The organism is Sphingobacterium psychroaquaticum (assembly GCF_900177625.1).
Classification (GTDB): Bacteria; Bacteroidota; Bacteroidia; order Sphingobacteriales; family Sphingobacteriaceae; genus Sphingobacterium; species Sphingobacterium psychroaquaticum.
Genome location: NZ_FXAU01000004.1, coordinates 382,359 through 407,696 on the forward strand (window position 1 = coordinate 382,359; position 25,338 = coordinate 407,696).

General features: G+C 40.8%; 21 protein-coding genes. 2 read left to right on the forward strand and 19 right to left on the reverse strand.

What is annotated here, in order from left to right:
• Positions 1-11: 11 nt before the first annotated feature.
• From B9Y69_RS12795 to B9Y69_RS12870, 16 genes are all read right to left on the reverse strand, one after another.
• A complete protein-coding gene (locus B9Y69_RS12795; protein WP_085473360.1) occupies positions 12-419 on the reverse strand; it encodes a polysaccharide biosynthesis C-terminal domain-containing protein in 408 nt (135 codons plus the stop codon).
• A complete protein-coding gene (locus tag B9Y69_RS12800; protein WP_085473361.1) occupies positions 416-1,282 on the reverse strand; it encodes an NAD-dependent epimerase/dehydratase family protein in 867 nt (288 codons plus the stop codon). The genes B9Y69_RS12795 and B9Y69_RS12800 overlap by 4 nt, the downstream gene beginning before the upstream one ends.
• Complete coding sequence (gene rfbG, locus B9Y69_RS12805) at positions 1,275-2,354, reverse strand: CDP-glucose 4,6-dehydratase (RefSeq protein ID WP_085473395.1); 1,080 nt, start codon at positions 2,352-2,354, stop codon at positions 1,275-1,277. The genes B9Y69_RS12800 and rfbG overlap by 8 nt, the downstream gene beginning before the upstream one ends.
• 1 nt (position 2,355) lies before the next feature.
• Positions 2,356-3,132: a glucose-1-phosphate cytidylyltransferase gene (gene rfbF, locus B9Y69_RS12810; RefSeq protein WP_085473362.1), complete on the reverse strand. Its 777-nt coding sequence runs from the start codon at positions 3,130-3,132 to the stop codon at positions 2,356-2,358.
• 112 nt (positions 3,133-3,244) lie between these two features.
• A complete protein-coding gene (locus B9Y69_RS12815; protein ID WP_085473363.1) occupies positions 3,245-4,330 on the reverse strand; it encodes a GumC domain-containing protein in 1,086 nt (361 codons plus the stop codon).
• 5 nt (positions 4,331-4,335) lie between these two features.
• Positions 4,336-6,855, reverse strand: a complete 2,520-nt coding sequence (locus tag B9Y69_RS12820) for an SLBB domain-containing protein (RefSeq protein ID WP_085473364.1) — start codon at positions 6,853-6,855, stop codon at positions 4,336-4,338.
• A 36-nt stretch (positions 6,856-6,891) separates the two neighbouring features.
• Complete coding sequence (gene rfbA, locus B9Y69_RS12825) at positions 6,892-7,752, reverse strand: glucose-1-phosphate thymidylyltransferase RfbA (RefSeq protein WP_085473365.1); 861 nt, start codon at positions 7,750-7,752, stop codon at positions 6,892-6,894.
• A 12-nt stretch (positions 7,753-7,764) separates the two neighbouring features.
• Positions 7,765-8,613 carry a dTDP-4-dehydrorhamnose reductase gene (rfbD, locus tag B9Y69_RS12830; protein WP_085473366.1) on the reverse strand — a complete coding sequence of 283 codons (849 nt, stop codon included), beginning with the start codon at positions 8,611-8,613 and terminating at the stop codon, positions 7,765-7,767.
• Positions 8,614-8,841: 228 nt separating this feature from the next.
• Complete coding sequence (rfbC, locus tag B9Y69_RS12835; RefSeq protein WP_085473367.1) at positions 8,842-9,399, reverse strand: dTDP-4-dehydrorhamnose 3,5-epimerase; 558 nt, start codon at positions 9,397-9,399, stop codon at positions 8,842-8,844.
• 32 nt (positions 9,400-9,431) lie between these two features.
• Complete coding sequence (rfbB, locus tag B9Y69_RS12840) at positions 9,432-10,487, reverse strand: dTDP-glucose 4,6-dehydratase (RefSeq protein WP_085473368.1); 1,056 nt, start codon at positions 10,485-10,487, stop codon at positions 9,432-9,434.
• A gap of 179 nt (positions 10,488-10,666) precedes the next feature.
• The gene (locus B9Y69_RS12845; protein WP_085473369.1) at positions 10,667-11,131 is read right to left on the reverse strand and encodes a hypothetical protein; all 465 of its coding nucleotides are present in this window, start codon (positions 11,129-11,131) and stop codon (positions 10,667-10,669) included.
• A 229-nt stretch (positions 11,132-11,360) separates the two neighbouring features.
• Entirely contained in the window at positions 11,361-11,834 is a 474-nt protein-coding gene (locus B9Y69_RS12850) for an adenylyltransferase/cytidyltransferase family protein (RefSeq protein WP_085473370.1), read from the reverse strand.
• A gap of 180 nt (positions 11,835-12,014) precedes the next feature.
• Positions 12,015-12,188: a hypothetical protein gene (locus B9Y69_RS19215; RefSeq protein ID WP_159451846.1), complete on the reverse strand. Its 174-nt coding sequence runs from the start codon at positions 12,186-12,188 to the stop codon at positions 12,015-12,017.
• A gap of 528 nt (positions 12,189-12,716) precedes the next feature.
• Positions 12,717-13,871, reverse strand: coding sequence for a galactokinase (gene galK, locus B9Y69_RS12855; protein WP_085473371.1), 1,155 nt, complete (start codon positions 13,869-13,871; stop codon positions 12,717-12,719).
• On the reverse strand, positions 13,871-14,914 hold the full coding sequence (locus B9Y69_RS12860; RefSeq protein ID WP_085473372.1) for a UDP-glucose--hexose-1-phosphate uridylyltransferase: 1,044 nt from the start codon (positions 14,912-14,914) through the stop codon (positions 13,871-13,873). Before B9Y69_RS12860 ends, galK begins: the two co-directional genes overlap by 1 nt.
• A 507-nt stretch (positions 14,915-15,421) precedes the next feature.
• Complete coding sequence (locus tag B9Y69_RS12870; protein ID WP_085473374.1) at positions 15,422-16,660, reverse strand: 3-deoxy-D-manno-octulosonic acid transferase; 1,239 nt, start codon at positions 16,658-16,660, stop codon at positions 15,422-15,424.
• Positions 16,661-16,719: 59 nt separating this feature from the next.
• On the opposite strand from B9Y69_RS12870, the gene B9Y69_RS12875 reads away from it, so the two are divergent.
• Together B9Y69_RS12875 and galE are read left to right on the forward strand one after the other, a co-directional pair.
• The gene (locus B9Y69_RS12875; protein WP_085473375.1) at positions 16,720-17,712 is read left to right on the forward strand and encodes a UDP-glucuronic acid decarboxylase family protein; all 993 of its coding nucleotides are present in this window, start codon (positions 16,720-16,722) and stop codon (positions 17,710-17,712) included.
• Positions 17,712-18,731: a UDP-glucose 4-epimerase GalE gene (gene galE / locus B9Y69_RS12880; protein ID WP_085473376.1), complete on the forward strand. Its 1,020-nt coding sequence runs from the start codon at positions 17,712-17,714 to the stop codon at positions 18,729-18,731. Before B9Y69_RS12875 ends, galE begins: the two co-directional genes overlap by 1 nt.
• A 56-nt stretch (positions 18,732-18,787) precedes the next feature.
• On the opposite strand, the gene B9Y69_RS12885 is transcribed toward galE, so the two are convergent.
• From B9Y69_RS12885 to B9Y69_RS12895, 3 genes are all read right to left on the reverse strand, one after another.
• Complete coding sequence (locus tag B9Y69_RS12885) at positions 18,788-20,722, reverse strand: OmpA family protein (protein WP_085473377.1); 1,935 nt, start codon at positions 20,720-20,722, stop codon at positions 18,788-18,790.
• A 33-nt stretch (positions 20,723-20,755) separates the two neighbouring features.
• A complete protein-coding gene (locus B9Y69_RS12890; RefSeq protein WP_085473378.1) occupies positions 20,756-21,769 on the reverse strand; it encodes a PorP/SprF family type IX secretion system membrane protein in 1,014 nt (337 codons plus the stop codon).
• Positions 21,770-21,839: 70 nt separating this feature from the next.
• Positions 21,840-25,338 (reverse strand): DUF7507 domain-containing protein (locus tag B9Y69_RS12895; protein WP_144036571.1); only part of this gene is annotated, 3,499 nt, incomplete at its 5' end.

The following is a 25,338-nucleotide window of genomic DNA, read 5'->3' on the forward strand; positions in this document are numbered from 1 at the left end:
AAACTACTACATCAAAATTCCATATAGGCAATAGTATCAACAGGATCAAATAACTGATCAGAATAAGCTAATAAAATAAAATTATTATCAGACTTATTGACAAATATATGTGCGACATTATTAGGAACAAAAATGGTCTCTGGTATTTCGGACGATAGATTAATCAATAGTTTCTCACCTGATTTAACATCAACTAGTTTTAATTGACATTTTCCTTCAATTAATGTAAACCATTCATTTGCTTGAACATGATAATGTCCCCCCTTCGATTCTCCTTTAATCCCACTCGTTATGTAAACTTCTCCAGTATATTTAGGTAGGTTTTCCTCAAAACCATCAATTACCTTCAAGAACCACCCTCTACTGTCCTTTATAATTTTTCTGGGAATAACCTTTACTTTTTTTGATAATAATGTCATAATTTATATGAATCAATAGTCTTTTTAATACCTTCATTTAAACTGAATTTAGGCGTCCATCCCAAATTTTGTAAAATAGAAATATCCGCGTTGGAACATAATAATTCTGTTTTTCTCATAGGAATACTTCCAAATAAGAGCCTTGTTTGACTCTTTGAAGATTCTTTTATTATCTCAACAAGATTTCTGATAGAAACAGTTTCTCCCGACCCTAATGGCACATCAGTAAATCCTGAAAAAAGACTGATATTTCCTATAACACATCTATATGCACTAATTACATCATCGATAAAGATAAAGTCTCTTAATTGCGTTCCTGCGGTAAGTTCAATATCAGGTACATTTTTCTTCATTTTACCAATCATTGCTGTTACAAATTTAGAATCATCGTCATCAGGTCCATAGAAATGTTCTAGTAAAAGATTTATTGTTACAATTTGAGAGGAGAAATAATTAAGCCATTCAGAAAACTGACTTTTAAATAAAGAATAATGATTAGTCAAATATGGTAAAGATGTACCTGTATTTAAAAAATATTTTACCTTGTTACCTACAGCAGCATGTAACAAACGTAATGGAAAGTCAAGATTCGCCTCTTTAATTTCAAAAATATTCTCTCCTTTTCTTCCATATAGAGTAGCAAAATGAATAATAAGGTCAACATTGTTTTCTTTGAATGCAGAATCTATACCCGCGTCATCAGATGGATAAAATTTTATATTATCTGAAAGAGCCTTCAAGTTCGAGATATTGGAACTATCTCTTTTTAACACACAAATAGTATATCCCTCCTGTATAATACTCTGTACAAATTTGAGTCCTAAATATCCTGTAGCACCAGTTATTAAAATAGTTCTAACCATTTAAAAAATCATTTATTTGTTCTCTTGTAAAGCAAGAAATACTACCAATGTTATATTTAAACTCTTTATACCAGTCCATCGTCATTTTAACCGCTAATTTCGCGTTCATTCTAGGATGCCAGTGCAGTTCCGCAGCCACTTTACTTATATCTAGCTTTAGTAGGCCGGCCTCGTGCAGCTGTCCTCCAATGCCGTCAATTACATAAGTTCCATCAGGCCAACTTAGTTGTGCCAATTTCATCATTTCCTCGACTGTTAAAGCATCTGTTACCTCCGGTCCAAAATTATATTCTTTACTAAAACCTAGTGGATCTTCATATAATCTTGCCCCTAACAATAAATATCCAAATATTGGTTCTAAAACATGTTGCCAAGGTCTTATTGCTTGAGGATTTCTAATTAAAACAGGTTGACCTATTGAAAATGCTTTAATAATATCAGGAATTAACCGATCTTTAGACCAATCTCCTCCTCCTATAACATTCCCTGCTCTTGCAACTGCAATCCCTTTTTTATGTTGATTCAAGTTTTTAGAATTAAAAAAAGAATTTCGATATGAATCAATAATCAACTCAGCACAGGCTTTACTTGCGCTATACGGATCATACCCTCCTAAACGGTCATTTTCTCTGTAAGGGTACTCCCATTCCTTATTATGATAAACCTTATCAGTTGTAATTAAAACAATCGCACAAGGATTCGCCAATCGCCTAACAGCTTCTAAAACATTTGCAGTACCTATAGCGTTCACTTCAAAAGTTTCAACAGGCTGTTCATATGACAATCTTACTAATGGTTGAGCAGCTAAATGAAAAACAAAATCGGGCCTGAATGAACTAATCTCCAGACTCAATCGATCTGCATCTCTGATATCTCCTATAACAGATTCACACAAGCTATCACCTTCAGTCAAATTAAATAAATCGATTTCGGTTTTAGGCTGTAAAGCATACCCCTTAACATTTGCACCAAGTAAGCTTAAGAAGTTTAACATCCAAGCCCCTTTAAATCCGGTATGCCCCGTAAGGAAAACTCTCTTTCCTTTATATATTCTCTTTAATTCTTCAAACATATTACCATATTTTCCATTTCGCATTGCCACCGGACCATAATTCCTCTAGTTCAATTCTATCTCTTAGAGCATCCATCGGTTTCCAAAACCCCTTATGCTTATATGCGGCAAGCTGTCCATCATTTGCGATCTCTATCAATGGCTTCTTTTCCCACTGTATATTATCCATATCTTCTTTCAAGTAGTTAAAAATGCCTGGCTCCAAAACAAAAAAACCACCATTAACCCACATTCCATCCCCCTGAGGTTTCTCAACAAAATGACTAACCTTCCCTTCTTCACTAATTTCAATATTACCAAATCTTCCCGGTGTTTGAACACTTGTTAAAGTTGCAAGCCTGCCATGTTTTTTATGAAAACTAACCAGTTCATCAATATTTACATCGGCTACTCCATCACCATAGGTCAACATAAAAGTATGATTGCCTACATACTTCTGAATACGTTTAATTCTGCCGGCGGTATTGGTATGTAAACCTGTATCTACAAGAGTTACTTTAAAAGATTCCGAGTTAGAAAAGTGTACGTCGACTTTATTTTTCGCAAGTTCAATCGTAACGTCAGAATTATAAAGATAATAGTTCAAAAAATATTCCTTAATAATTTGTGCCTTATAACCCAAACATATCACGAAATCATTGTATCCATATGTCTCGTAAATTTTCATGATATGCCATAAAATTGGTTTTCCTCCAATTTCCACCATTGGTTTGGGTCTAGCTTCAGTTTCTTCCATCAGACGAGTTCCTAATCCACCCGCCAACAATACTACTTTCATTTATACAATCTTTTTTTACAAAACTTATATTGAATATGTTAAAAATCTTTCTATCAGATAAAAGAAAAAAATCAATATCTGATAATTTTACTAATATTAATACTCAAAGCTATCAATCTAATACACGAAACATGATCTTCCTAAACACGATGAAAACGGCAGTAAGAACAGTTAAAAAGATACTACAAAAAAAAACAGATTTAAGCTTTCCAATTCTTTCAACACTCAATGGATAAATAGGTTCATCGACTTTCTGTATTAATGGTGCTTCCTTCATTAAAGCCATTTTGGACATCTCCAAATTCTGCACAAGCTGCCCTAATATCGCCTTATTAGTCTCTGCCGAAAATTGAGACCTTTGTGAAGGAACTATACGTTGCGCTTGCTTCGTCAAATTCAAATTTGGCGTTGCATCAACAATTATTGCTGCAGAAGAGATAGCTCCATTCATCACAGCTCTCACAGAGTCAGTCTTATGTTGTAAAATCACTATGTTATCCAACGATTTTTTTGTCTTAGTTTGTATGTAAAATTCATTTACTTCCATCACAAGAGCTTCATTAAACTCTTTAGCAAAAACCTCATTTTCCGATTTCACATCAATCTTGATAATCGACATTTTTTTATCCGGTTTTCCGACTTGAAGAATATTTTTATTTATTTCTAAGACTGCTTTGGATAGTATACTATCTCTTTGCCTTTGGATTATTGGCGTTTTCTGATGATGCAATTTAAAGTCTATAGACAACAATCCGGGAGTCTTTTCTTTCCAAACCTCTTTGGTTTTACTCAAGTCTATATATTTATCTATTAGTAATTGTGCACTATCGCTAACAGAGGGCCTAAGAAGAGCCGCTTCAATCATCTTACGCGATTTATACAACTCTAAAAGATTATCACCTTGAAAGATCCCCCCTCCACCACTACTCAGATCGATGCCAATCATAGCCGCCATACCCATATATTGAGACAATCCACCTCCACTATTTTCTCCTGACTCCAGAACGAATGTTGTTGTTGCTGTATAAATCGGTTTTTTTACTTTCGAATAGAGAATACCGATCCCTGCCCCAAAGAATCCAGCAATTAGTAATATATACCATTTAGAAAATAAATAGACTCCCCATTGTTTAATATTAATGAATAGATCCTTCAAAGAAATTTCTTGTTCACTCTTATTTGCTGCACTATCCATCATTATCTTTATCTTAACAAACTAACAATAATCGCAGCCAACGAAGCAACTCCTGTTCCTAACCCAATCCAGCCTTGCGCATTTAGTTTTTCTCGCGGCGCACGTTTTGGCACCACAATCTCAGCTCCAGGTTTTACTTCGGGATAGTTCCCAGAACGACCTTTTACGGCCCCGTTCGCGTACTGTACAAAAACTTTTTTCTTTAGTGCCTCACTAGTAAAACCTCCTGCTTGGTTCACATAATAACTTAAAGACTTTCCTTTCACATAAACTACATTATTCGGATTAAGTACTTCGCCAACTACTCTGACCGTCTGCAGTTCCTTTGGAACAGTAATAATATCTCCATCTAACAGCAACAAATCCTCGCGTTGATATGGTTTTGCTAATACTTTATGTAATTCAATACCTACGAGATCACTTGGCTCTGCGACAACGGCTTCAACCGCTCCAGATTGCGAAACTTTACTTAAAGCCTGTTTTGTCGCTCTGTTACCTCCTATATTTAATGCATCGTCCTCTTCATCAAAACCGTGGACAGCAGCTTCTGACCCCAACTCAGTTTTCCGTAACTCTTTTTCTTTTTTGATTTCAGCTTTAAGTTTGGATGTTCCCGTACGACGTAAAGAAGCTCCTTCCGTGTAGGCATAAGCCGTTAATCCACCTGCTCTTGTAATAACATCAGATATACGTTCATCTTCCCTATTAATCGTATAGATTCCCGGATACAATACTTCTCCTTCGATTTTTACTTGTCGCTGTACGCGGTAATTTGCGTCCCCCAGCACACTAACAACATCATACGGTTTTAGCACAATACTTGAATCCTCCAACTTACCGTTTCGGATATTTACCAAAATAATATTAGAGGAAACGGTATCCTGTGCATCTCTATTCCGTATTCGCCGAGCAATCTCAATACGAGCGTTCTTTGCTTCTTCAGTTAAACCTCCGGCTTTCTGAATAACATCTCCCAGCGTAGCATTAACCGCATAAGGGAATTCTCCTGGCCTACGCACTTGGCCCTGAACGATAAACTTATACTCATCACGTAAATCAAAAATGGAGGAGATAGAGATTTTATCTTCACGCATTAGGATAATATCTGCTACTTTTCCGTCCAAAACAGCGCGCACGTTAAAATTTACCAATTGCAATGTATTATCAGCAGCAAGTCTATTAATCAATCCGCGTTCCATAAAAGCATCCTCCCGTACGCCTTGCGCTTTCTCCAACAATTCACGCAAAGTCATCCCGTTCTCTAATCCATATACACCCGGCCGAAAAACAGCCCCCAAAATACTTACTCTATTCTCGTATCTATCTAACAACTCTTCAGCGAGAAAATTATCCCCATTTTTTGGCTCGTAATCGGCAAATTGATCGGCGTATATATCAGAGATCTTACGTTCACGATCTGTCTTTTGAAACACTTTAATTTTAGCTGAATAAGCATTTTCTCCAAAGCCACCGGCATAATTCAAAACATCTTGTAGCGATTCACCTTTCACTATTTCAAAAATCGCGGGACGTTTAACTTCTCCTTCGAATTGAACCCTATTGGCATATACAGGTATGTGAATTACATCCTGATCTTGAAGACGAATATTTCCCTTTTGCAAACCATTCACCAGAAAATCATAAATATCAATCCTTGATACAACATGGTTGTTACGAATAACCTGAACATCCCGATAACTACCATTTTCAGCAGGACCTCCTGATGCATACAGCGCATTAAATACGGTTGCCAATGACGGCAACGTATAAGTCCCTGGCTTAGTCACGGCCCCTGTGAGTGTCACACGGATACTACGAATGTTTCCGATGTTAACATCGACCTTGGTTCTTCCTGAATTAATAGCTCCATACACGGAACTTAATCGTTGGCTGATTTTACTTCTTGCGGCTGAAATAGAAAGTCCAGAAACATTAATAACCCCGACGTACTCCACCTTTATATTTCCTTCTGGGCTAACAGGTAATTTGTACGATACTTCGTTATCCCCGGTAATATCCAACAATAACTCATCGTCAGGACCAATTACATACGATGACGGTGTCGCCATCCTTAGGTTAGGTTCAAATGTGATCGCATTGTTTTTAAATAGGTCTGCACCAAACACCTTTGGTTTACCAACAGCAAGCAAGCTATCCTGCATGAATCGCAGTGAATCAACTTCACTCAAGAAACGATTCCTTCCTCTAGCACTAGGATCTCCGAGCACCTGTCTACCTGAACCTTGGGAGTTGTTACTTTTCGCCGACACCTGCGATTCCGATTGTTTATTTTTCTTGATTCGTTGTAATCGATCTTGTAGTTTCTTTACCTCCGTTGCCGAAATACCTTGGGCGCGTGCAAAATCAGGTAATTGAGCATCTGAGTATCCCATAAGCTCCGCTTGCTTCACATATTGTTCAATCTGAGCATCGCTTAGATTGTCAACTTTTAAACTACTAACATTAACTTGCCCCTTCAGTTGTATTAAACAACACAAAGTAAAGCACAAAACAAACAATCTCCTCATTCTTGTCTTTTGGTTTTCCTACAAAAGTAGCTAAATCTATTTAACTATATGCATCAAATATTCCCCGTAACCGGACTTTTTCAATGGCTCAGCCACTTTTATCAATTGCTCCTTATCGATCCAACCCATCCGATACGCGACCTCCTCAATAGCACCAATCTTCATTCCCTGTCGTTCTTCAATCACCTGCACAAATTGACCTGCTTGCATCAGCGACTGTATGGTTCCCGTATCCAACCAGGCTGTACCACGGTCAAAAACACCGACTTTTAATTTACCACGCTTTAGATACTCCTTGTTCACATCCGTAATCTCCAATTCACCACGATGTGACGGTTTAATGTTTTTCGCTATCTCAACGACATCATTGTCATAAAAATATAATCCAGGAACCGCATAATTTGATTTAGGCTCTACAGGTTTTTCTTCTATAGACACGACATTTTTATCCGTATCAAACTCCACAACACCATAACGCTCCGGATCGTGAACAGGATAAGCAAAAACCACGCCACCATCGGCATTGGCACAGGATTGCAATAGCTTAGACATACCTGAACCATAAAATATATTGTCTCCTAGAATTAAAGCAACTTTATCGTCTCCAATAAATTCTTCACCCAAGATAAAAGCTTGCGCTAAACCATCCGGACTAGGTTGCTCTTTGTACGAAAACTTACAGCCAATTTGCGAACCATCACCTAAGAGTTTTTTAAAGTTTGGTAAGTCTTGGGGTGTGGAAATAATTAAAATTTCACGAATCCCCGCCAACATTAATGTTGACAGCGGGTAGTAAATCATTGGTTTATCATATACGGGCATCAGCTGCTTAGACACCGCCAAAGTAAGCGGATGTAGCCTCGTTCCTGAACCGCCTGCTAAAATAATTCCCTTCATGTCATTAAATATCTATAGTATACCTAACATTTTCTCTAAACTCTCCCGCCAATCAGGTACCTCTACCCCAAAGGTACGGTGGATCTTCGACTTATCAAGCAACGAATATCGAGGTCGCTTTGCAGGTGTTGGATACTGCGCCGTTGGGATAGGATGAATCATGCTCGCTAGACCTTTTACTTCTTTAATTGCAGCCGCAAAGTCATACCATGATATTTCTCCTTCATTGCTGTAATGATAAATCCCACCAACCCAATCCTCACTATCGACAATATCGACAATGGCTTGTGCTAGATCTTTTGCATAGGTTGGCGAACCTATCTGATCGTTGATGACCGATATTTCATCACGCTCAGTCATCAGACGAATCATGGTCTTTACAAAATTATTACCATAAGTCGAATATACCCATGAAGTGCGGATGATAATACTCTCCGGATGCCATTTCATGATTGCATGCTCCCCCTTCAACTTACTTTCACCATACACATTGATCGGAGCAACCGGTGCATCTTCTTTTAACGGCGTGTCCGAGTTTCCGTCAAATACATAGTCCGTTGACACGGCAATTAGCTTCGTTTCATTGAGTCGACAATATTGCGCAATCTCTTCAGAGGCCAAATGATTGATTCTATCTGCTAAATCAGGCTCATTTTCCGCTTTATCTACAGCCGTATAGGCTGCGGCGTGTATAATCACATCGGGATGATACATTGCCAGGATGTCCTGAATAATTGCGGTCTGATCCAAAGGCAATTGCTTCCGGTCAAGAAAGAAACATTCCTTATCAGAATGTTTTTGTAGAATATCATGAAGCTCTGACCCAAGTTGGCCATTAGCACCTGTAACTAGTATTTTCATTTATTCTTTTATAAATTAAGGCGTTAAGAGGTTAAAACGTTAAGAAGTTAGAGAGTTAAGATATAAGGATGATTGCCGCGTCGCTACGCTCCTCGCAATTACATCCTCTTTCCGTTCTCAGCTCTCTTTACAACTTTACTTTACCGCTTCACATCTTTACCAACCTTTACGACTTCACCTTCTTAACACCTCTACTTTACCCCTTCACATCCTCACCACTTAACATCCTTACTTCACCACCTGAGCGGTAAAAGCTGCAAATGATTGCGCTTCTTTATCCTTATCTGATAGCAATAATTCTTCTATGGGAATTTGCCAATCAACCGCCAAATCCTGATCTAGCGGATGAATGCCACATTCTGAATCCTTGTTATAGAAATTATCACATTTATAAAAAAATGTTGCTACCTCGCTCAAAACCACGAATCCATGTAGAAATCCACGCGGCACAAAAAGCTGTCTATTATTTTCCGCTGATAACTCAACCGCAACATATTGACCATACGTGCCTGAGCCAGGACGTACATCCACCGCAACATCCAAGACTGCTCCCTGCAATACACGGACCAGCTTTGCCTGCGCATGTTCCCCTGCTTGTGCATGAAGTCCCCGCAATACCCCCCTCGTAGAGAATGATTGATTATCTTGTACAAAGTGCGTCTCAGTCCCTGTCAACACATTAAACGTCCGTTCGTTGAAGCTTTCAAAAAAATATCCTCGGCTATCGCCAAACTTAACCGGCTCTACGATATAGCAGCCTTTAAGTTTTGTTTCTGTTACTTGCATTTGATTGTTAATAATGTTAGAAAGTAAACTATCTAACTATTCCCCACATATTGTCCTTCATAATACTTCTGATAATCACCAGAAGTCACATTATCCAACCACTCCTGATTATTCAAAAACCAATCGATTGTTACAGACAAACCTTGCTCAAAAGTTACCGATGGTTGATAGCCCAGCTCTTGGTTAATCTTTGTCGCATCAATAGCGTAGCGTAGGTCATGACCAGGACGATCTTTCACAAATGTGATCAACGCAGCAGCCGTTCCTTGCGGTCGACCAAGCTTTTCATCCACCTGCTTGCACAACTCCTTTACCAAATCTATATTTTGCCACTCGTTGAATCCACCAACATTGTAAGAATCACCATTCTTACCATTATGGAAGACAAGGTCGATTGCTTTAGCATGATCAATTACAAACAGCCAATCACGCGTAAACTTACCATCTCCGTAAATCGGAAGCGACTTATTATTAAGTATATTATGAATGCAAAGTGGGATCAATTTCTCAGGAAAATGATTAGGGCCGTAATTGTTAGAACAATTCGTCAAGACGATTGGTAATCCATAGGTATCGTGGTAAGCACGCACAAAGTGATCCGAAGAGGCCTTAGAGGCGGAATATGGTGAGTGTGGATCATAGGCGGTATCTTCACGGAAAAGCCCCGATTCACCTAGCGTACCATACACTTCATCCGTGGATACATGATGGAAGCGTTTTCCTTCAAAGTTATCTTTCCAGATTTCTTTTGCAGCATTCAGAAGATTTACAGTACCAATAACATTTGTCATCACAAACGCTGTCGGATTTGTAATGGAACGATCCACATGTGATTCTGCTGCAAGATGGATAACTCCGTCTGGTTGATGTTCTTGAAAAACAGCCAATATATGGGCCGCATCCGTGATATCCGCTTTAACAAAGGTATAATTCGGTTTATTCTCGATATCTTTCAGATTTTCCAGATTACCTGCGTAGGTCAAAGCGTCGAGGTTAACAATATGATATTCTGGATACTTGTTAACAAACTCCCGAACCACATGAGATCCAATGAACCCCGCACCACCAGTAATTAATATTTTTTTCATCAGTAAATTAATATCTCTTCTAAAGATTATCAGCTTTTAGCCCTGTACAATTTTCTTATATAAAAAACTAATATAAGCTTTATATCTCTAGAACTTTCTCTTCCCAAAACAGCCATAAGAAAACGAAAACACACAATATTTACACTCAGTCGAAAACGGAAAACCGTAAACTGCTATGCTTATATAACTTCACTTCTCACCAGAAGAGGGATTTTTGCTTCAAAATGCTTCACCTTACCGTCCTTACTAATATACAATCCCTCGTACCAAACTTTCACTATTTTGTTTTCATAATCCTCCAAAATAGAATCTTTTATCTTAAAGTTCAGACTAAGAGTCTGCACCCTTCCTTTTGTTGGATTAAAGCAAAGTAACTGTGAAGGAAGTATTTCGAACGCACTATTATTGAAGTTTGATCTCGTAACCATCATAACTTGCAAACTATCTACATAATTATGAAAATCGACAACAATACTTCCTTTTACATAAGAATCAACTATCTCCACCCCCGTTAGTAAACGCATATGAGTTAAAAAGTTGATATCTTTTTTAAAATTATACGACCGACGAATGCGCATCAGAACATATCCGATAAGCAATCCTAGACCAACTAACGTTAAAAGATAAATAAATTCTTTAGCCATTAATAAATATGCGCATTAATTTATTGCGAAAATAGCACTTTTAAACTAAAGAATCATTCATTTCACTGCGTCCTCTCATAAACAATGACCGAAGGAAACTACAATACCATAAATAAACACCTGCACCTAAGCGCATCGGAAAAGTAAATGTCACATTATAAAATAAAAACACAACATCCAAAGAGTTCACTCTAGCTACATATTGTGCCTCTATTGCTTTATAATTGTGTTATTTTTTACCGTTTTTCTGCGCTTCTTTTTCGGCTACAATTTTACGCAAACCGGAGCTAGAGAAACGATGATCACGACTATTGAAATAAAGATCAATCCCCTTATCTTCACAATATTTTCGGCCTGTAAAATCTTTATTTTTATATTCATCTCCAACAATACGCACATCCAGCTTAAAAGAACGAAGAATGTCCTCTAGATCCTGTTCTGTCGAGTAAGGGACGATTTCATCCACGTAAGAACAACCTCGAAGTTGTATATAACGCTCCACAACAGTTTGCGTGGGCGGATTTTTTTCCGGGCGATCTAATGTCGGATCCATCTGCAGTCCACAAATTAAATAATCACACTGTCGTTTTGCTTCCGCTAACATCATGATATGACCCGCGTGCAATAAATCAAATGTTGAAAATGTTATACCTACCCGCGGTCCCGGGTTATAATCTTCTCTTTTATCTTTTCCTTTACTCATAAAAGTTCCTTACGGTTGAATAGTATTAAATTGTTTGTTTCCTTCTCTCCAAAATCTGTTCCAGTTTTTAAAAGAAGATTGCAAACTTAGATTAAAAAAATGTTACTCTTCCTTTGAAAGGTCAAAAGTATAGCGAATGTCCCCTTCTTGTCCACTAGATCCCCACTTTGTCCTTGTCAATTACTCATCTAATATTGGAGCATGCGGAACACCGTATCCTCCTTTCAAGACAATCTTATTATTAAAACTATTCTTCTCCAAAAAAACAATCAAAACCAACTGAGCCATAGCAATAATAGCCAATAGCAAAAGGGTATATACAAGTCGATTAGGCCTCGCTGTGTTAGTAGTCATCTTTTCAAAATAAAGTGCAAAATTGGCAATAATTTATCGTAAAACATTAAGATAAACGAGGTCTGTCAGGGAAACGCTACAAGAAGGTTGTGTAAAGTTGTAAATGGGTTAGGAAGTAAAGTAGTTAAGATGTTAAAGCGGCTGCCATTTCTCCGCTGAGCCGCCCCTTGCTGGCACGAGGCTTCAGGTCGGGTCCTCTCTCGTATTAATATTGGAAGGCCAAGTTAAGGACTCTCGAATACTTGACGATGTTTCCCCCCTGTCTACCGCAGGCAGGCTCAACATGACAAGAGCGGTATTACCTCGAACTGATTAAAGTCCTTTTGAAGTATCTAAATGATCGCCACACCTTCGTTCCTCAGGTTCGCTATGACAATAAAAACGATCTTTTTCGTCACTGCGAGGAGGTACGACGCGACAGTCTTTGTCATACGTAACCGGCCCCTGCTGGCGCGAGGCTTCGGCTCGTGTCCCCTCCTTCTTAACTTTCGAACCTCTTACCCCTCTTCACTTCTTAACTCCGCTCCCTCACAACAAGGATGTTCCCGCCGAAGGCACCACTTTTATTGCCGTCAGTTCCAAGCCAAATTTTTCCTCATAAACCGGCTTCATCCGGTCAATCAATAAATCTTCAAAACGTTTATGCACCAAATTAATCGTACATCCTCCAAATCCACCTCCCATCATACGTGCACCCAATATTTCAGGAAACTGACGAACATAATCAACCAAAAAATCCAATTCCGGACAGCTTACATCATATTCTTTACTCAAACCTTCATGTGCCCGATACATAAGCTCCCCCATCGTCTCCAAATCGCCATTTTCTAACGCCACACAAACCTGCTCTACGCGCTCGTTCTCTTCAATAATGAATCGACTTTTAACAAAAGCATCAGCATCCACTGGTAATACCAGCTCTTCCAGCATAGTAACCGTTGCATCGCGCAAACTATTCACCTCGGCATGTTTTTGCTGGATCAAACGAACTGCTGCTTCACATGCCGATCGTCGATCATTATACGCCGTAGAAGCCAACGAGTGCTTCACATTGGTATTCAACAAAAGAATTGTATAATCACCAAGCTCCAACGGTTTGTACAAGAAAGAAAGGTCCCGACAGTCCAAGCGCAAAACATGTCCTGCTTTACTCATTGCTGAAGCAAACTGATCCATAATTCCACATTGCACCCCAGCATACGTATGTTCTGCCAATTGCCCGATTTTTGCAATATCTACCCGATCTAACTCCAAATCAAACAGCACATTCAACGCAAAACCTGTCGCACACTCCAACGCTGCCGAAGAAGACAACCCAGCTCCCAAAGGAACGTCGCCATCGATATAAAGATTGAATCCTGAAACAGGAAGTCTACGTTCCACAAGTTGATTCACTACCCCCAACACATAATTAGGCCATCCTTCCATCGTGGGATGAATAGCTGACAACGGCGTTTCATAAAATGTCTGAAAGTCTTCCGCATACAACCGAATCATATTGTCCGAACGTCTCGAAACCGCGACATAGATCGCTTTATCAATTGCCGTCGGCAACACAAAGCCTTCATTATAATCCGTATGCTCCCCAATAATATTGATACGACCAGGAGACCTCACAATATGAGTGGCGTCCGAGTCAAAAAGTTCTTTATATCGTGTACTTATCTTTTCTTTAGAAATCATTATCTCTTCACTTTATAGTGTATTGTAGACTGTTCTTTTAATGTCTTTGCAGCCTGTTCTGGTGTGATATCCCGCTGTGGCATAGCCAACATCTCGTAGCCCACCATAAACTTTTTCACCGTTGCCGAGCGAAGCAGTGGCGGATAAAAATGCATATGCCAATGCCATTCCGGATGCTCTCCATCATTCGTGGGTGCCTGATGCATTCCAGCCGAATAAGGAAACGATGTGCCAAAAATATTGTCGTATCGAATGGTCAGCTCCTGCAACACCTTTGCAAAATCCAGCTTTTCATCATCCCTAAAGGCTCCAATGTTTTGTATTGAACGCTTGCTAATAATCATCGTCTCATACGGCCACGACGCCCAGAAAGGCACAACGGCTACAAAATGTTCTCCCTCCACAATAATTCGCTCGTTCTTTTCAAGCTCAAGGGATAAATAGTCCGATAACAAGGTACGTCCTTTTTCTTTATAATATTTTAATTGCTGCTTACTTTCTTTCTCAATCTCCACCGGAATTGAACTCTGCGCCCATATTTGCCCATGCGGATGCGGATTGCTACACCCCATTATGGCTCCCTTATTTTCAAAAATCTGTATATACTTTATCCACTCATGAACAGACAGGTCTACGAATTCCTTTTGCCACAAGTCCACCACGGCTTTAATCGCTTCCGTTGACATTTCCGGTAGTGTCAGATCATGACGAGGGGAAAAGGATATCACTTTACAGATACCACGCTCAGCTTCCGCAATCAGCAGGCCTCCGTCTGCCTGTGTCTCTGGAACCGTCTCTTCCAGCAAAGCCGAAAAATCATTTACAAAAACAAAACTATTGGTATAAGCAGGATTGACAGAACCTTCAGCACGCGCATTTCCCGGACAGAGGTAACATTGAGGATCATAGGCAGGTCTTTCTGCTCCAACAACGTCTTCGACCTGTCCTTGCCAAGGACGTTTACTCCGATGCGGGGACACTAAAATATATTCGCCCGTCAGCAAATTTTTACGTTTGTGGGGCTGCTCTGAAAATTGAAACATAGCGGTTTAAGGTTTGGTGTAAATATAACACTTATTTTTCAGGCAAAGGGAAAATTCAAAAGGGAAAAATTAAAAAAGGTAAAGAGGGTGAAGGGGATAAAAGAGTGTGAGGGAGGTAAGTCGCGAGAGAGTAAAGAAGTTGAGGTTACAAGCCTAGCCCCTACATTAGGCGAAAATCCTACATATACAAACTACTATACAACGACAAAAAAGACACAACATCTAGCTTCGCCCTTCGGGGTTTGTGTCTCAACAAACCACCACCTACTTTGGAAAGATTGTCCATAGATCCCTCCTCGTACCTCGTTCGGGATGACAAGATGATTTTTTCAAAACGGTACTGCTTCTAGCTTTCCTTAACCGCCAAATGTCGCCTGAGGAATATTTGCAATCTGTAGGAACTTGCCTCCGCACCAACCCTCCCTGCAAAAATTCCTAGCGACGAATTTTTTGCTTCTTTTTTGAGGTAAAAAAGAAGATACCCTCCGACATAGAGGAGTCCCCTTCTTACAAAAAATCCGCCAAATACCGCATAATAATCTGCGTAGCGCCTGCTTTCTCCTTGACATACTTTGCTGACGCGAAAGAAGCATTTTCCAATTTCACATGATGTTGAAGGGCTTCAAAAACCTCAAAAAGCTCAGCTACTGTACTGATACTAAAACCAGCGCCTACTTCGATCAAATCCACCGCTTCCTGAAATTTAGCATACTTCGGACCGAAAATCACCGGTAACCCATAGGTAGCTGCTTCCAATGTATTGTGAATACCGGCTCCAAAGCCACCGCCGATGTAAGCAAGTTGACCATAACCGTAAAGTGAAGACAGCATACCGATATTATCAATCACCAGAACCGTTGCCTGCTGCTTCTCAACAGCATTATATGTCGCATACTGCGAAAACAGTAACGATTTAGGAAAAAGTTGCTGCACGTCACGGATATGTGAATCATGAATCTCATGCGGTGCCAAAATAATTTTCAAACCTTTTTGCGCACTCAACAATTCCGCAAGAAGTTGCTCATCTGGTTCCCAAGTACTCCCGGCCACCAACACCACACCACTCCCCAGCAGAAAATCCTCCACCTCTGCAATAGACCTCCGCTGCTTGGGCAATTCCACGACCCGATCAAACCGCGTATCACCTGCAAGCCCCGCCTGTGTAATACCAATGGATTTTAGCCAGAGCACCGAATCCGTATTCTGCGTAAAGAAAAATGTTACCCGCTTTAGAATCGACCGAAAGAAACCACCATACCACTTAAAGAAAACCTGCTCTTCACGAAAAATCGATGAAATCATCAACAGTTGCACCTGACGACGATCCAGTTCCTTGAAATAATGATACCAATACTCATATTTCGTAAAAACCGCCAACTTCGGCTGTACGATATCTAAAAACCGTCCTGCATTTCGAGATGTATCAGCAGGCAAATAGAAAACATAATCTGCCAAAGGCGTGTTCTTTCGAACCTCAAAGCCCGATGGCGAAAAAAAAGTTATCAATATTTTTTCATTCGGATATTTCTTTTTTATGCCCTCCATCACCGACCTTCCTTGTTCAAATTCACCCAAGGAAGCAAAGTGAAACCAAATAGGGTGGCTTCCACTTTCAACCGTTTGTTCTAGTCGAATGAAGATACCGCGACGGCCTTCCACCCATAGCTTAGCTTTCGCATGAAATGGGGAGATAAGCCGCAAAATAAGACCGTAAAGCCAAATTCCTAAATCGTATAGAAGATGCATCTTGTTAAAATATCCTTATATTCGTCAAAGATATTAAACTTTATCGATACCCGACATCCGTGAATAGACAAGTAAAAAAACGTGTACTCATCACCGGTGCTGCAGGCTTCCTAGGCTCGCACCTTTGCGACCGTTTCATTGCCGAAGGCATGCAAGTAATCGGTATGGATAATCTCATTACGGGAGACCTCCGAAATATCGAACATCTATTCAAGCTTCCTAACTTCGAATTTTACCAACACGATGTATCAGAGTTTGTCCATATCCCTGGCGAGTTAGACTATATCTTGCACTTTGCATCGCCGGCAAGTCCCATTGACTATGTACGTATTCCTATCCAGACCTTAAAAGTCGGTTCTTTGGGTACGCACAATCTGTTGGGGTTAGCGAAGAGTAAGCAAGCTAGAATCCTCGTTGCTTCAACCTCGGAAGTATACGGCGACCCCTTGGTTTCTCCGCAGCCAGAATCCTATTGGGGAAATGTAAACCCCGTTGGACCTCGCGGTGTATACGATGAAGCCAAACGCTTTCAGGAGGCTATTACCATGGCTTACCACAACTTTCATGGATTAGACACCAGAATTGTACGCATCTTTAATACATACGGACCTCGAATGCGCCTGAATGATGGACGAGCTTTGCCGACCTTTATCGCGCAAGCACTAAGAGGCGAAGCGTTATCTGTCTTCGGAGATGGCACACAAACCCGTTCATTCTGCTATGTATCTGACCAAGTGGAAGGCATCTACAGACTGTTGATGGCTGATTACAACCTTCCTGTTAATATTGGTAATCCAGATGAGATGCCGGTTATCGATATCGCTAAAGAAATTATTGAGCTGACAGCAAGCACATCGAAGATTATTTTCCAGGGACTCCCCGTTGATGATCCAAAACAAAGACGTCCGGACATCCGTCTAGCACAAGAGCTCCTTCAATGGGCACCATTAGTCAAGCGTAAAGATGGTCTTGAAAAAACGATCGCCTATTATCGGACGATCCCTAATGAAAAATTGCAACAAAAAGATTTTACATATTATAATCAACAATAATGAGCAAAATACTAGTCACTGGCGGAACAGGATATATCGGTTCCCATACCGTTGTCGAATTACATAATGCAGGCTACACGCCGGTTATCATCGATAATCTATCCAACTCCAACATCCAGATTTTAGATCAGATCGAAAAAATTATCGGTGTAAAACCCGAGTTTCATGAGTTCGACCTATGTGATGAAGCTAAGGTATTTGAATTCGTAAAGAACAATCCTGATATCGGTGGTGTCATCCACTTTGCGGCATCAAAGGCCGTTGGTGAGTCCGTAGAGAAACCATTAAAGTATTATCACAATAACTTTTTCTCGCTGATCAACCTATTAAATGCATACCAGGAAAAACCTGTGAATTTCGTATTCTCGTCTAGCTGTACCGTGTATGGTGAACCCGATATATTACCTGTTACGGAATCTGCTCCTGTAAAAAAAGCGACCTCACCTTATGGCAATACCAAACAAATTGCAGAAGAAATACTAGAAGAAACCGCAAACGCATATAACAATTACAACATCATTGCACTGCGCTACTTTAATCCAGTTGGTGCCCATGCCTCAGCCTTAATTGGTGAGCTCCCTATCGGTGTTCCCCAAAACCTACTTCCTTTTATTACACAAACGGCAATTGGAAAACGTGAAAAACTAACGGTATTTGGCGGTGATTACGATACCCCTGATGGTTCATGTGTACGTGATTATATCCATGTCGTAGATTTAGCAAAGGCTCATGTAGCCGCGATTAAATTATTGGAGAAAGGCAACAAGAACGGTAAGTACGATGTTTTTAACGTAGGTACGGGTAATGGCTATTCGGTACTCGAAGCAATTAAAGCTTTCGAGAAAGCATCCGGTCAAACGTTAAACTATGTAGTAGGCCCTCGTCGTGAAGGAGATATTATCAAAGTATGGGGTGATATAACAAAATCGTCTGAAGAACTGGGCTGGAAAGCAGAACTAGGAATTGAAGAGATGATGGCATCAGCCTGGGCTTGGGAAAAGTATTTGGCTAGTAAGTAAAGAAGTAAATAAAAACAAAAAGAGCCGAGCATTAGCTCGGCTCTTTTTGTTTTCAATTAAAACTCTAAGACTTCCACCTCAGTACGGCGATTAGCTTGATGTTCAGCAGGCGTACAACTAACACCATTGCTGCATTTATTCACAAGCCTTGTTTCACCATAACCTTTCGCTATAATACGATCTCTCGAAATACCGCGACTAATCACATATTCTACAGCAGAAGTTGCTCTGTTTTGTGATAAACGCATATTATAGCTATCGCTACCTCTACTATCCGTATGGCTAGACAGTTCCACCTTCATGGTTGGATTATCACGCATCACACGCACTAAGTGGTCGAGGATATCTGCGGCATCTTTACGGATATTATGCTTATCAAAATCATAGTAGATGTTTTCCAACACAATCTTATCACCCGCCTTATACATAGGTTGCAGATATAGGGCCACATTAATAACCGTATCACGCTGCGGATACACCGCTGCCACTCTAGTGGAGTCACTCATATAACCGGTGTGTTCTGCATTCACACGGTACGCTGTACCTGCATCAAGCTCAAACACAAAGTTTCCTTTTCCATCGCTCAATTTACGCGCGATGATATCGCCGCTTACACCTAATAAACTTACACGAGAATCCTCTAGGATTGCCCTTGTTTTCTTATCATATGTAAAGCCATTTAAGATAATTTTGATTTTAGGCTTCGTGTAATTAAACGAGTAAATATCATCACTTCCTACACCACCAATTCTATTCGAAGATACATATCCATATACATTACTTCCTGCATCAGTAGCAGCCACGACATAAGAGAAATCATCCGATGCAGAGTTCAATGGGTATTGCAAATTCTTACGTCCTTTGAAATTCCCATTACTACCTTCCGCTACAAAAAGATCCAATCCGCCCATCCCTGGAAAACCATTACTCGAGTAGAATAGTTTGTTCCCTAACACCGTAGGAAACATCTCATCACCCGCTGAATTGATTTCACGGCCAGCGTTTACAGGCTTACCCCAGCTACCATCCGCCTGAAGCGTACTAAACCAAATATCAACACCACCCAGACCTCCCGGCATATCCGATGCAAAATACAAAGTTTTCTCATCGTCGCTCAGCGCCGCATGACCTAAAGAGTATTCCTTTACATTATTGTATGCAAAATCCTCTTCCGACCAATCGTTACCGTTCTTTTTATATATCTTTAGCTCTAGGTTTTGCTTTTTAAAGCGTACCCCTTCAGCCTTAAACTTTTCAGCATCTTTGCCCGGATAAGTACGTGTCACATAAAGAGCATCTTCATTTCTATTCGGAAGAATAGGACCAACGTGATAAGCAGCACCATTAAAACTACCCGCCATAATCGTAGGCATTTCTAAATTAGCATCGTTGCGACTCGCCGCAAAAACTTTCAGATACCCTTGTCCTGTCATTGCACTTCTGCCCGATCCACCCATTTTAGGTTCTGCTGCATATAGCACACCATTTGAAGCTGGAACTGCTGAAAACTCAGAAAGATCTGTATTGATACCCTTTTCATTCTTCAGCTTATAATTCAGTGGATTGGCCATCCACACCGTTGCAGAATCACAACCAGCAAGCTCAATTTGAATCTTTTCAGAAGAACCAAATCGCGCGCTATAATTTTGGAACTGTACTTTTGCTTCCGCATATTTACCGTTCTGTTTCAAAGCTTCCGCATAACCCAATAATGCATCTTTGCTGTGTCCTTCTGTTTGGATCGCACGCGCATACCAGTTTTCAGCTAACTCATATTGTTTCAAGTACAAATAACCTTGACCAATCTTTTCAAAGTCACCGACTTTCACTTTTTTAGCATTCGCTAAACGCTCATAAATCGGCAGCGCTTTAGAAAATTCCAAGCGGTTAAACAAATCATCTGCTCGCTTCCGAAGGCTAGGTTGTTCTTGTGCGTGAACACCATTAAATAGCGCTCCTGATAACAACAAACCCAATAATATTTTTCTCATGTTCATAGTACTCTCCTGTGAAAAGATTAAAAATTAGAAGTAACGCGGACTTAACATGGTACGCAATGATTGACCAAATGTAATCCCCAAGGTAATCTCATGCGTTCCATTTTGTAAACCACTCATTCTGTTCAACATTACATCATAAGAATAACCGATACGTAATCTATCTGTGGCGTAAAACTGTGTAATCGCCGTTATTGCGTTTGTCGCAGACAATTTCAATGGCGATGCACTGTAATATTCTCTATTGAAAACTTTTGCACGTGTACGATATCCTCCACCAATCCAGAATTTATCATTGAAAATAAGCATCGCATTTACATCCACTGAAGTCGGGCCTTTGAAATCATCCTTAATCAAGATACTTGGTCTCAATAGTAATCCTTCTTCCAAGCCGATTAAAGCACCACCGATAAAATAAGCACTTACATTACGGTGTAAACTTTCTAAGGAATTCGAGTTGAAACGAAATTCATCATTACTAGACGAATTTGCGAATAAATCTTGTACCGCCAAACCTGCGTAAAAAACCGGATTATAATAATACACCCCTAAACGAACGTCTGGTTTCCAAGAGCTGATTTTTCCGTTCGGAATAACCACATCGCCCGTTTCCACAGCTTGAAGCTTTCTTCCATCTAAACCATATTGCGTAACCCCTGCAGCAACCCCCAACGATAGACGTTGCGTATCCTCATCATCAAGCTGCAAACGAAGTGCATAATTAGCATACATCGAAGTTGCCGATTGGGCACCTAAACCGTCCGATGTAACCTGTAAACCCACGCCATGGCGTTTGTTAATCGGGTCTACCACGCCATCAATGGAAATTGAACCTGTTTTCGGCGCACCGTCCCATCCTGTCCATTGGCTCCGAAGGCCCATCTGTCCAAACCACTCTTCTTTATAACCTGTATAAGCAGGGTTTACAGAAATGGAGTTAAATATATACTGCGTGAACTGGATACTTTGTTGTGCATAAGATTTTACACCTGCCAAAAGCATGCATCCCAAAGCAAAATATTTGAATCTTCTATTCATCATTTTTGAAAAAACTTTATACCTATTCGTAGAAAGAACCTCATGAAGCACGTACTTCATGAGGTTTCCTATGTTATCGGGTTTTAATTAACACCCAACCTTTAATTACTTCAGATTTACCGTTTTTGTATGGTGTGATGATGTAGTAGTATGTACCTTCATTCAAACCTCTACCTGTCCATGTGTTATCATAGTTCTCGCTACGGTAAACTTCATTACCCCAACGATTCACAATTACAACAGATACACGATCAAATCCTTCTAGACCAACAATCTCAAACGTATCGTTTGTACCGTCGCCATTCGGTGTGAACACATTTGGAATAAATAGCGCTGACGCTTCTATCGTAATGGTTGCTACCGCTGTACTACAATTGTTCGGATTCAATACCTCACAGATTGTGTACGCATAGGTATACGTTCCTGGTCTTGTGCTTGGTGCGATACTAATCGTACCGTCAGGATTCATTTTCAATCCTGGGTTGCTCGCAACACCTGGCGTCAACGTCACTTTACTCAAGTCAATCGGTGCATCGTTAAACTTATCATTTACTAATACCGACTCGGTCACAATTACATCACGGCTCCACTCTACTTTGTACGTGTCGTCCGCTGCGTTTATAGGTGCTGGTGCAACAACAATAGTTGCTACAGCATCATCACAGTTGTTCGGATTCAACACTTCACAGATACGGTACTTAACTTGGTGTGTACCGGCTACTGTGCCTGGCGCTACCGTGATCGTTCCATCAGCATTCAATGTTAAGCCGGCAGGTGCATTATCAACCCAAGTTAATTTGACTTCATTAGGTTTCACCACCTTGTTATTCAACTTATCATTCTCGAATACAGGTTTCGTAGTACCACCATTTGCTCCATTAATCGGTGCGAACCTATCATCTTCTGCTACGATAGGTGCAGGTACTACAGTGATTGTAGCGACCGCACTTGAACAGTTGTTCGGATTCACTTTCTCACAGATCGTGTATGGATAAGTATACGTTCCTGCAGGTGTCTCTGGACTAACTGTAATCGTTCCATCAGAATTCATCACAATACCTTTCGCCGGTTGACCGTTAGGGCCTGTTGCCGTTCCTGGCGTCAATGTGACATCTTTCGGGTTAACTACTTTACCGTTCAGTAAATCATTCTCAAGCACAGATGGAATCGTACCGCCATCTTTACCATTGATCGGCGCAGACTTATCATCTTTTGCTTCAATCAAAGGAGCCTCAACAACGATCTTCACGTTAGCCGTAGAACAGTTGTTTGGATTCAAGACCTCACAGATCGTGTACGTATGAACATACTCGCCTGCTGGCGTCTCTGGACTGATGGTAATTGTACCGTCTGGATTCATGGTGATACCTTTTGCCGGGTAACCATCCTTATCAACAACCTTACCTGGAGTTAAAGTAACATCCTTCGGATCTACATCCTTACCGTTCAATTTATCATTGTCAAATACAGATGGTGTTTTACCGCCATCTTTACCATTGAACAAACCTGGGTTGTCATCCGTAGCCAAGATTGGCGCTGGGTCTACTACAACTTTTACTTTAGCTGTAGAACTGTTACCTGGGTTCAATTTATCTTCGATCGTGTACTCAATCTCGTAAGTACCTGCCGGTGTCATCGGTGGAACACTTACGATACCTGTACTCGGATCTAACACTGGTACATTGTTGTTAACAGCACCTGTGTTTGGTGTAGCTGGCTTGATATTGTTGATCTCAACATCTTTCAAGTCGGCTGGTTTACCGTTGTAGTTGTCCGTACCTGAACCATTGTTGTTAAGCACATTACCTACGTTCGTCTTGCCATCTTTACCATTTACTGGTGTGAACGTATCGTCCTCCGCAGAGATCGCTGGTGCAGTAACGGTGATCGTTACCGTAGCTGTCGAACAGTTGCTTGGGTTCAAGACCTCACAGATCCTGTAAGGATACTCGTACTCACCCGCTGGTGTCTCCGGATCTACCGTAACACTACCGTCAGGGTTCATCGTTACCTTATCTGTTGGTTTTCCGTCCGGACCTGTAGGCTGACCTGGGGTCAACGTGATGTCCTTAGGATCTACTGGTTTGCCGTTCAACTCATCGTTGTCCAGTACCGATGGTGTTTTACCTCCATCTTTACCGTTGATGCTTGGCGGCGTATCATTCTCTGCATTGATCGGTGCCGGTTCTACCACTACTGTTACCGTAGCTGTAGCATCGTTGCCCGGGTTCAATTTATCTTCGATCGTGTACTCGATTTCGTACGTTCCTGCCGGGGTCATCGGTGGAACACTTACGATACCTGTAGTCGGATCTAACACCGGTACGTTGTTATTAACAGCACCTGTGTTTGGTGTAGCTGGCTTGATCTTGTTGATCTCAACATCTTTCAAGTCTGCTGGTTTACCGTTGTAGCTATCTTCGCCTGCTCCAGTCAATACGTTACCTACATTTGTAGATCCGTCTTTACCGTTGATAGGACCGAAATTATCATCCACTGCTTTGATCGCTGGTGCAGTAACGTTAATCGTTACCGTAGCTGTCGAACAGTTGCTTGGGTTCAAGACCTCACAGATCGTGTACTCATATGTGTACTCCCCTGCTGGTGTCTCTGGATCTACCGTGATAACACCCGTAGTAGGATCCATCGTAATACCCGTAACCGGTTTGTCATCTTTATCAACAACCTTACCTGGTGTCAATGTGATTTCCGATGGATCAACTTTTGCATTATCTAACTCATCGTTTTCTAATACAGATGGAGTTGTACCACCGTCCTTACCATTGATGCTTGGAGGTGTATCATCCGTCGCTTTGATTGGTGTCCATGGCATCGGTGTAATGGTACAGGTTGGACATCCAGGCTCGACTGGCTCATTTGGTGTATATGGATTCCCGCTATTTGAGTCATCCTCTACGTCTTCCCCTCTAGGAGTTTGTCCGATCCCATGTGCAATATTTGCTACATATCTCTTGTCTAGGTCAGCCTGCGTTATCGTATGTTTCGCCAGTAAGGTGGTATCTGCTCCTACAGCTAAACGCCATACTGTGCCTACATTCGTTACATCAGCGTTGTTGTCTGTAACCACGATATTATGTAGGGTTACATTACCTGTGTTTCTAACTACAATGGTATAGTTTATTATATCTCCAACTTTGTACGAAGCACTCGTTGAAGAAGTTTTTATAATTTCCATTTCACCGGTTTGCGGTAACACCGTGATCGTACAGGTAGGACAACCTGGGTCAACGCCCGGGTGGTTAGGATCGTTAGGGTCAACAGGTGTCGGATCCGTAGAGGTCTCCGTAACAGGGCTGCCGTCTGGGTCTGTGCCCGTAGCTGTAGCCAAGTTGTAAACTCCGCCCTTATCGATATCCGCTTGTGTCAAGGTGTATTCCGCAGTGAACGTACTGCCGTCAACTGCACCTGGGGCCAACGTAGCGATCGGTCCGCCGACAACAGTAGCGTTGTCATCCGTGATCGTAACATTGGTCAAGGTAACGTTACCCGTGTTCGTTACTTTGAACGTGTAGGTAATCTTATCGCCAACGTTTACTTTGCTGTCTCCGTTC